Genomic DNA, 7,567 nt, shown 5'->3' with positions numbered 1-7,567 from the left:
GCCTGCGGCGTCTTGGGGCCGACCACGCCGAGCTTTAACGCCTCCAGCAGGGTCAGGAATTCCTTGACCGAGACCGGGAGTTTTGCGGCGCGCAGGGTGTAGAAGAAGTCAATCAGCATGGGGAGGATGTCTATCGAAAACTTTTTGGTCCGCCGAAGCTGGGCTGCTCAGGCTCCTGACCGGTGCCATTCGTGTTTCTGACAGCACCAGCGCATCGCCTTCTCGGCGAATGTCCACCCAGGGGCCTCGGAACCGGAACCCTGCTGGCAATAGGACAACTTGATCATCACCATCCCTGACGACCATGGCTTCGGAGATGGATGTTTCCCAGTTCAAGGGGGTCTCCGTTGACTATTACTGGGTGCGGTGCCGGTTTAACAAATACAGCAGCTGCGCCTTGGCCTCGGGCCACTCGCCGCTGCGCATGCTGTACATGACGGTGTCGCGGATGGTGCCGTCGCGGCGCAGGGCGTGGCCACGGATCACACCGTCTTTTTTGGCGCCCAGGCGCTCGATGGCGGCTTGTGACGCAAAGTTGAAGTTGTCGGTGCGCCAGCCGACCACATGGCAGCCCAGGGTCTCAAAGGCGTGCGTCATCATGAGCAGTTTGCAGGTGGTATTGACATGGCTGCGCTGGACGCTTCGGGCGTACCAGGTCCAGCCGATTTCCACGCGCTTGATGGCGGGCACGATGTCGTGGTAGCTGGTGCAGCCCAGTACCTTGCCGCTGGCCTCGTCCAGCACGGCAAAGGCAAAACGGTTGCCTGCTTCGCGCATGGCCAGCGCGGTTTCGATGTAGGCGCGGGTTTGGTCGGGCTCGGGCACCGAGGTGATGCGCAGGTTCCACAACTCGCCGTCAGCGGCGGCGGCGCGTAGGCCGTCTTCGTGTTCAAGGGCCAGCGGCACCAGGGTGACACCGCGTGCGCTCAGGGTGACAGGTTCAACAAAGGCCATGGTTAATCCTCTTTTGTTCGATTTTTGGTGCTGCGCCAACGCCGGGCCAATTGCAGGCCCAGTCCGCCGCCCAGTCCGACCAGGGCGATGCCGGCGATGCTGGCATTGGTGTAGCCGGCGGCAAAGATGTCCAGGCCCAGCAGCAGTCCGGCCCAATAACCGAGCAGGGCGCCGCCGATGAAGCCCACGGCGTCCGAGACACCTTCAATCCACAATGATTTGTCCATGTTGCGGGTCCTGGTGCTTAGCGGTTGCGGCTTTGCATGAACACCAGTTTTTCAAACAGTGTCACGTCTTGCTCATTCTTGAGCAGAGCGCCAACCAGCGGCGGGATCGCCACCTTGTCGCCTTGTGTTTGCAGGCTGGCCGCATCCATGTCCTGCGCCATCAGCAGCTTGAGCCAGTCCAGCAGTTCGCTGGTGGAGGGTTTCTTTTTCAGACCGGGCAGATTGCGCACATCAAAAAACGTTTTCATGGCGGCGCTGAGCAACTCGGCTTTGAGGCCGGGGAAGTGCACGTCCACAATTTGTTTCATGGTGGCGGCATCGGGGAACTTGATGTAGTGGAAGAAGCAGCGGCGCAGAAAAGCATCGGGCAGCTCCTTTTCGTTGTTGGAGGTGATGAACACCAGCGGGCGGTGTTTGGCGCGGACCAACTCGCGGGTTTCGTAACAGTAAAACTCCATGCGGTCGATTTCGCGCAGCAAGTCGTTGGGGAATTCGATGTCGGCCTTGTCAATTTCGTCGATCAGCAGGGCCACCGGCTGATCGGAGGTAAAGGCCTGCCACAACACGCCTTTGACGATGTAGTTGTGGATGTTTTTGACACGCTCACCACCGTCCACGTCCGAGAGCTGGGAGTCGCGCAGGCGGCTGACCGCGTCGTACTCGTACAGGCCTTGTTGCGCCTTGGTGGTGGATTTGATGTGCCACTGCAACAGCGGCAGATTCAGTGCGCCAGCCACTTCCTCGGCCAGCATGGTTTTGCCGGTGCCGGGTTCACCCTTGACCAGCAGCGGGCGTTGCAGGGTGATGGCGGCGTTGACCGAGAGCATCAGGTCGGCAGTGGCGACGTAGTTTGGTGTGCCTTGGAATTTCATGGGTGGTGGGTCTTGAATAAGGGGCAAAGCATAGCGCTACAGCACGGCTGTTTGAGGTGGGTTGGAAATGTCGGGTTTACGCCAACTGTTGCATGCGCCAAGGCTACCTATAATTCTTTGATATTTGTCAAACGATCCGCGTGTTTACTTTTGATTTTCTTCGCAAAATGAATAAATTTTTACCGTCCTTGTTACTCTTGTTGGCCTCCACCGGAACCACGTTGTCTGCCATGGCGCAGGATATCAAGGGCGACCCGCTGGCCGGATCGAAGAAAAACGCTTTGTGCGTTGGTTGCCATGGTATCAAGGGTTTTCACACGGCGTTTCCTGAAACACACCAGGTACCCAAGTTGTCGGGCCAAAGTGCACCGTACATCATGGCTGCCTTGCAGGCGTACAAATCGGGCGAACGTAAACACCCCTCGATGCGCACGCTGGCCTCGTCCCTGACCGCGCAGGACATCGCTGACCTGGCCGCGTACTACGAGTCCACCGGCACGGGCGTCACGCTGGCGCCCCAGGCGCAGCCTGGTTCTGCCAAGGCGGCTGAACTGGTGACCAAGGCGGGTTGCACCTCTTGCCATGGCGAAAACTTCAGCAAACCGATCAGTCCGACCTACCCCAAGATTGCCGGCCAGCATGGTGATTACCTCTATGTGGCACTGAAGGCCTACAAAACCACCGACAAACCGCTGATCGGCCGTGGCAATGCGATCATGGGCGGTATTGCCAAGCAGTTCTCCAATGCGGAACTCAAGGTGCTGGCCGACTATGTGGCCAGCCTGCCGGGTGAACTGCAAACGGTTCAGCCGGCGCGCTTCAAATAAATCTGCGGGCACTCAGTCCTGCGTGGCTTTGCGCTGCACGCAGGCAATGTAGGTTTGGCCGTCGGGTGGACGGCCATTGCGCTGACTCTCCCACACCATCTGGCCCAGGCACTCCATCACTTCATGATGGGCATCGTGCAGGGAATCGCGCCGATGGGTCAGCAGTTCCACCGCCTGGCGGATGCCGCGTGGCTGGTCGATGCTGCATTGTTCACTGATCGACAGGTGCATGGACAAGTGCAGAAACGCGTTGGTTTTGCCATCCTGCACCTGGGTCATGGTGGACAGCGCGGTCGCTTCATCGGCCAATTCGCGGTGATATTCGGGGTGTTCGTCAATCCACAGACTGGCCAGGGTTTCAATCGCTTCCATGGCCTGGCCAGCGTGGGCCTTGGCATAAACGGCACAGAAAAAACGGCGGACATCGGCTTGTGAAGGATTGAACATGGGTGATACAGGGTCAGGAGTCGGGGAAAGGATGGTTAAGCCTGCCAGACCGGCAGTTGCCAATTGCGCCAGATGGCCAGGCCACGCAGACCAGCGGTGACGATCAGGCAGCCCAGCAGCGCCAGCCAGCCGGGGGTGCCCAGTTGCCAGAGACCGATGTAGGCCCAGCCACCGGCAAAGGCGCAGACCGCATAAGGCTGATGGTCGCTGAACGTGGTGGGGATTTCATTACAGACAATGTCACGCAGCACGCCGCCAAACACGCCGGTGATCAGTCCCATCAGCACCGCCACCAGGGCAGGGCTCTGGGCCACCAGGGCTTGGTGGACGCCGGTGGCGGTGAACAGGCCCAGTCCCAGCGCGTCGGGCACGGCAATGGTCTTGAGGGTGGCTTCAAAGTGCTGACTGCGCAAAAACAGCATGGCCAGCAGGCAGATCGCCAGCACCCCCCACAGCACCTCCACATGGCGCACCCAGAAGAATGGCCGCTGGTCCAGCAGCAGGTCGCGCAGGGTGCCGCCGCCAAATGCTGCCAGAAAACCGACCACAAAAATGCCGACGGCGTCGAGCTTTTTGCGGGCGCCTTCCAAAACACCGGACAATGCGAATGCCGCTGTGCCGGCCAGTTCAACCAGCAGCCTGAGGGTTTCTCCCCAATGTTGGATGTTATTCATTTCCCAATTGTCGCGTCATGTCCTTACCCGAAGTTTTCCCGCTGATCACGGACCCGTTTTTTTACGCGGTCACCATTCCTGCCGTGTTGCTGCTGGGGGTGAGTAAAAGTGGCTTCGGGGCCGGTTTCGGTTCGCTGGCGGTGCCGATGATGGCGCTGGCGGTGAGTGTGCCGCAGGCGGCGGCGATTTTGATGCCAGTGCTGCTGGTGATGGACATTCTGGGCATGGCCGCTTTCCGCAAGGACTTTGACCTGAAATTGCTGCGTTTTTTGCTGCCCTGGGGTTTGCTCGGCATTGGTGTGGGCACCTTGCTGTTCAAGGTGCTGGACGCGCATCTGGTGGCCGGGCTGGTGGGCGCATTCACCTTGCTGTTTCTGGCCCAGCGGCTGTTGTTTCCACCCCAGGCGGACAGTCCACCACCACCACGCTGGCTCGGCGCCCTGCTGACGGCCACTTCGGGTTTCACCAGCTTCATTGCCCATGCCGGGGGGCCGCCCATCAATGCCTACATCATTCCCATGCGCCTGTCACCAGTGCGCTTCACCGCCACCATGGCGTTTTTCTTCTTTGTGATCAATCTGTCCAAATGGATTCCCTACGCTTGGCTGGGCCTGCTGGACTGGCGCAACATGGCCACCTCGTTGGTGCTGCTGCCCCTGGCACCCATGGGGGTCTGGGTCGGGGTTCGGCTGGCACGCCGCATCAGCCAGAAGGTGTTTTACCGGTTTTTGTATACCGGCATGGCCTTGACCGGACTCAAGCTGCTTTGGGATGCCTTGCGTTAACGGCAATTTGCTATCATAAATATAGCTTAAGTGCTATATTACAACTGGGCTGGAGGCAGATTTTGTCTATAAATTTGTGGACTGGTCGCCCGCTTCCAGGGCGTCGGGGTCGGTGGTTGCCGCAACGGCAAACTGCTCGCTGGCCCAGGCGCCCAGATCAATTTGTTTGCAACGTTCGCTGCAAAACGGCCGATAGAGGTTGCTGGCTGCGTACCGGCTGGGGCCGCCGCAGGTGGGGCAGCTGACCCATTTTTCGGGCAGTGGTGGTGTGGCAGAGGTGTGGCTCATGAACACAGGGCCAGTTCAAAGGCCACATCATCGGCCACTGCCTGGGGACGCTGGCCTTCGCCCAGATGCATCATCCGCACCGACACCATGAGCCGGTTGCCACTGATTTCCGGGACCAGGTCCTGGGTCATGTCCAGTGCCACCCGCAGCAGCAGGAACGTGCGGCCCTGCGGCAGGTTCTGCTGGAACTGGCCGGCGTTGGCGATGACTTTTTGCGGCGCGCCCGAGTCACGCAGCAGCTTGAGCAACAGATGTACCGCATCGGCCAATGGTGTCAGCGAATCGGTCCACTGCATCAATTCATGTTGCCGGCTGACCCCGCTTTTGTGCTGCCAGGCGTAATACGATGGCAGGTCAAATTCGCAGGTGCCACCAGGGATGCCGATGCGACTGCGAATACTCATCAGCCAGTCGTTTTCGGTCAGTGCCAGTCCGGCCTTGCCTGGCTGGCTGTTCAGGGCGTTGAAACACCGGTCGATGTCAGCAATGACCTGATCCAGCACGGCTTCAGCAATGGCGGGATTGCCGCGGTAGCTGTCGAGCTGGTGCTTTTGTTTGTCCAGGTCCTTGAGCAGGTCGGACTTCAGGTCGGCCCGGGCAGCCACGTCCATGATCTCAAACAGTGTGGCCAGCGCAAAATGGTGATCCAGTGCGTCCACCCGCGTGATCAACTGGTGCAAACGCAGGAAAAGGTGTTCAAGCCGCAGATAGGTGCGGACGCGTTCGTGCAGGGGGTATTCGTAAAGAATCACGCTAGTTGGGCCGGGTCTGGATGGTGTGTCAATGATAGCCCGAAGCTGGCGGCCAGGGCATGGACATGTTCCCTTAAAACAGCCAGGGAGATGCCGTCGTTGTAAATCACGGCATCGGCCGCTTTCAGCCGGCGCTCCCGACTGGCCTGTGCGGCGATGATGGCTTGCACCGCGGACCGTTCCAGGGCGCTACGTGTCATGACGCGGCTGATCTGGGTCTCGGCGTCGCAGTCCACCACCAGCACTTGGTCGACTTTTCGGCGCCAGTGGGCCGATTCCACCAGCAGCGGCACATCAAACACCAGACAAGCATGTCCGCTGGCCTCGGCCACACTCGCCTGACGCCAGGTTGCCTGGCTCACCAGCGGGTGGATGATGGCTTCCAGCCGTTGGCGCGCGCTCGTGTCGGCGTAGGCCAGGGTGCGCATGCGGTCCCGGTCCAAGGCGCCGGCTTCGGTGATGAAGTCATCACCAAACACTTGGCGAATGGCCGCGATCGCCAGGCCACCCGGTGCCGTGACCGAACGGGCCAGGGCGTCAGCGTCGATCACTGCAGCTCCCAGCTCGGCCAGCACGGCGGCGACCGTGCTTTTGCCACTGCCAATGCCGCCGGTCAACCCCAGGCGCCACGCCCGCGCCATGGCCTAGAGTCCTGCCACTTTCAGGATGGCTTGTGGCCCGGTGACCATGGCGGTCAGCCCGGCCCCGGCCAGAAACGGCCCGAACGGGATGTAGCCACCTTCACGCAACCCGCTGGAAAACTTCATGGCGATGCCGATGATGGCGCCAATCACCGAGGCCATCAGGATGATGGGAACCAGGGCCTGCCAGCCAAACCAGGCGCCCAGCGCGGCATACAGCTTGAAGTCGCCAAAGCCCATGCCTTCCTTGCCGGTGGCGAGCTTGAAGCCCCAGTAGACCAGCCACAAGGACACATAGCCGCCAACGGCGCCCCACAGGGCATCGGTCAGGGGAACCTGGGTCCAGCCTTGCGTGGCCACCATCAGGCCGGCCCAGGCCAGCGGCAGGGTGATGTCGTCGGGCAGCAAGGTGGTGTCCCAGTCAATCATGCCCAGGGTCAGCAGGGCGGCGGCAAAACCGCTCCACACCAGCGCGGCGGGGCTGGCGCCCCAACGCCAGCCACAGTAGGCCAACAGCGCAGCGGTGGCCAGTTCGATCAGCGGGTAACGCAGGCTGATGGGGGTCTGGCAATGGCCACACTTGCCGCGCAGCATGAGGTAGCTCAATACCGGAATGTTCTCGTACCAGGACAGCTGGTGGCTGCATTTCTGGCAGCGTGAACGTGGTACCACCAGGTTGAAGGGGGCGGTCGAGGGCAAGGTCTGTCCAGCCATGTCGGCACATTCGGCTTTCCATTGCGCCTCCAGCATGACCGGCAGACGGTAGATGACAACGTTCAGGAAACTGCCGATCAGCAACCCCAATACGCCAAAAAGACTGGCACTCAAGCTTGGCGACAGATCCATCAGACCACCTGACCGAGTTTGAAGATAGGCAGGTACATGGCCACCACAATGCCACCAATGACGGTCCCCAGGATCACGATGATGATGGGCTCCATCAGGCTGGAGATGCCCGCCACCATGTCGTCCACTTCGGCTTCGTAAAAATCGGCTGCCTTGCCCAGCATGTGGTCAATCGAGCCGGATTCTTCACCAATGGCACACATCTGCAACACCATCGACGGAAACAGGTTGACATTGGTCATGGCGGCGGTCAG

12 protein-coding genes are annotated in these 7,567 nt (G+C 60.4%); 2 read left to right on the top strand and 10 right to left on the bottom strand.

The features are described from left to right. Positions 1-354: 354 nt before the first annotated feature. The 3 genes from PHW99_RS15235 to PHW99_RS15225 are packed head-to-tail and all read right to left on the bottom strand — an operon-like array spanning position 355 to position 2,053. Positions 355-954 carry a GNAT family protein gene (locus PHW99_RS15235; RefSeq protein WP_300179394.1) on the bottom strand — a complete coding sequence of 200 codons (600 nt, stop codon included), beginning with the start codon at positions 952-954 and terminating at the stop codon, positions 355-357. 2 nt (positions 955-956) lie between these two features. Beyond that, on the bottom strand, positions 957-1,181 hold the full coding sequence (locus PHW99_RS15230) for a hypothetical protein (protein WP_300179391.1): 225 nt from the start codon (positions 1,179-1,181) through the stop codon (positions 957-959). Positions 1,182-1,198: 17 nt separating this feature from the next. Further along, the gene (locus tag PHW99_RS15225; RefSeq protein WP_300179388.1) at positions 1,199-2,053 is read right to left on the bottom strand and encodes a MoxR family ATPase; all 855 of its coding nucleotides are present in this window, start codon (positions 2,051-2,053) and stop codon (positions 1,199-1,201) included. A gap of 167 nt (positions 2,054-2,220) precedes the next feature. On the opposite strand from PHW99_RS15225, the gene PHW99_RS15220 reads away from it, so the two are divergent. Further along, entirely contained in the window at positions 2,221-2,880 is a 660-nt protein-coding gene (locus PHW99_RS15220) for a c-type cytochrome (RefSeq protein ID WP_300179385.1), read from the top strand. A 12-nt stretch (positions 2,881-2,892) separates the two neighbouring features. On the opposite strand, the gene PHW99_RS15215 is transcribed toward PHW99_RS15220, so the two are convergent. Beyond that, positions 2,893-3,327: a DUF1841 family protein gene (locus PHW99_RS15215; RefSeq protein ID WP_300179382.1), complete on the bottom strand. Its 435-nt coding sequence runs from the start codon at positions 3,325-3,327 to the stop codon at positions 2,893-2,895. A gap of 35 nt (positions 3,328-3,362) precedes the next feature. Then, entirely contained in the window at positions 3,363-4,001 is a 639-nt protein-coding gene (locus PHW99_RS15210) for a trimeric intracellular cation channel family protein (protein ID WP_300179379.1), read from the bottom strand. Positions 4,002-4,018: 17 nt separating this feature from the next. On the opposite strand from PHW99_RS15210, the gene PHW99_RS15205 reads away from it, so the two are divergent. Continuing rightward, on the top strand, positions 4,019-4,786 hold the full coding sequence (locus PHW99_RS15205; protein WP_300179376.1) for a sulfite exporter TauE/SafE family protein: 768 nt from the start codon (positions 4,019-4,021) through the stop codon (positions 4,784-4,786). 66 nt (positions 4,787-4,852) lie between these two features. Here the strand turns inward: PHW99_RS15205 and PHW99_RS15200 are convergent, their stop codons facing one another. From PHW99_RS15200 to PHW99_RS15180, 5 genes are all read right to left on the bottom strand, one after another. After that, positions 4,853-5,074, bottom strand: coding sequence for a DNA gyrase inhibitor YacG (locus PHW99_RS15200; protein WP_300179373.1), 222 nt, complete (start codon positions 5,072-5,074; stop codon positions 4,853-4,855). Further along, positions 5,071-5,826, bottom strand: coding sequence for a cell division protein ZapD (gene zapD / locus PHW99_RS15195; RefSeq protein WP_300179370.1), 756 nt, complete (start codon positions 5,824-5,826; stop codon positions 5,071-5,073). Before zapD ends, PHW99_RS15200 begins: the two co-directional genes overlap by 4 nt. After that, positions 5,823-6,467 carry a dephospho-CoA kinase gene (gene coaE, locus PHW99_RS15190; protein ID WP_300179367.1) on the bottom strand — a complete coding sequence of 215 codons (645 nt, stop codon included), beginning with the start codon at positions 6,465-6,467 and terminating at the stop codon, positions 5,823-5,825. The genes zapD and coaE overlap by 4 nt, the downstream gene beginning before the upstream one ends. Positions 6,468-6,470: 3 nt before the next feature. After that, positions 6,471-7,313 carry an A24 family peptidase gene (locus PHW99_RS15185; protein WP_300179364.1) on the bottom strand — a complete coding sequence of 281 codons (843 nt, stop codon included), beginning with the start codon at positions 7,311-7,313 and terminating at the stop codon, positions 6,471-6,473. Continuing rightward, positions 7,313-7,567: type II secretion system F family protein (locus tag PHW99_RS15180; protein ID WP_300179360.1), on the bottom strand; the 255-nt coding region annotated here is incomplete at its 5' end. The genes PHW99_RS15185 and PHW99_RS15180, both read right to left, overlap by 1 nt.

This window comes from Rhodoferax sp. (assembly GCF_028689305.1).
Classification (GTDB): domain Bacteria; phylum Pseudomonadota; class Gammaproteobacteria; order Burkholderiales; family Burkholderiaceae_C; genus Rhodoferax.
The sequence above is the reverse complement of the archived record's forward strand: the minus strand, read 5'-3'. Positions and strand labels throughout refer to the sequence as shown.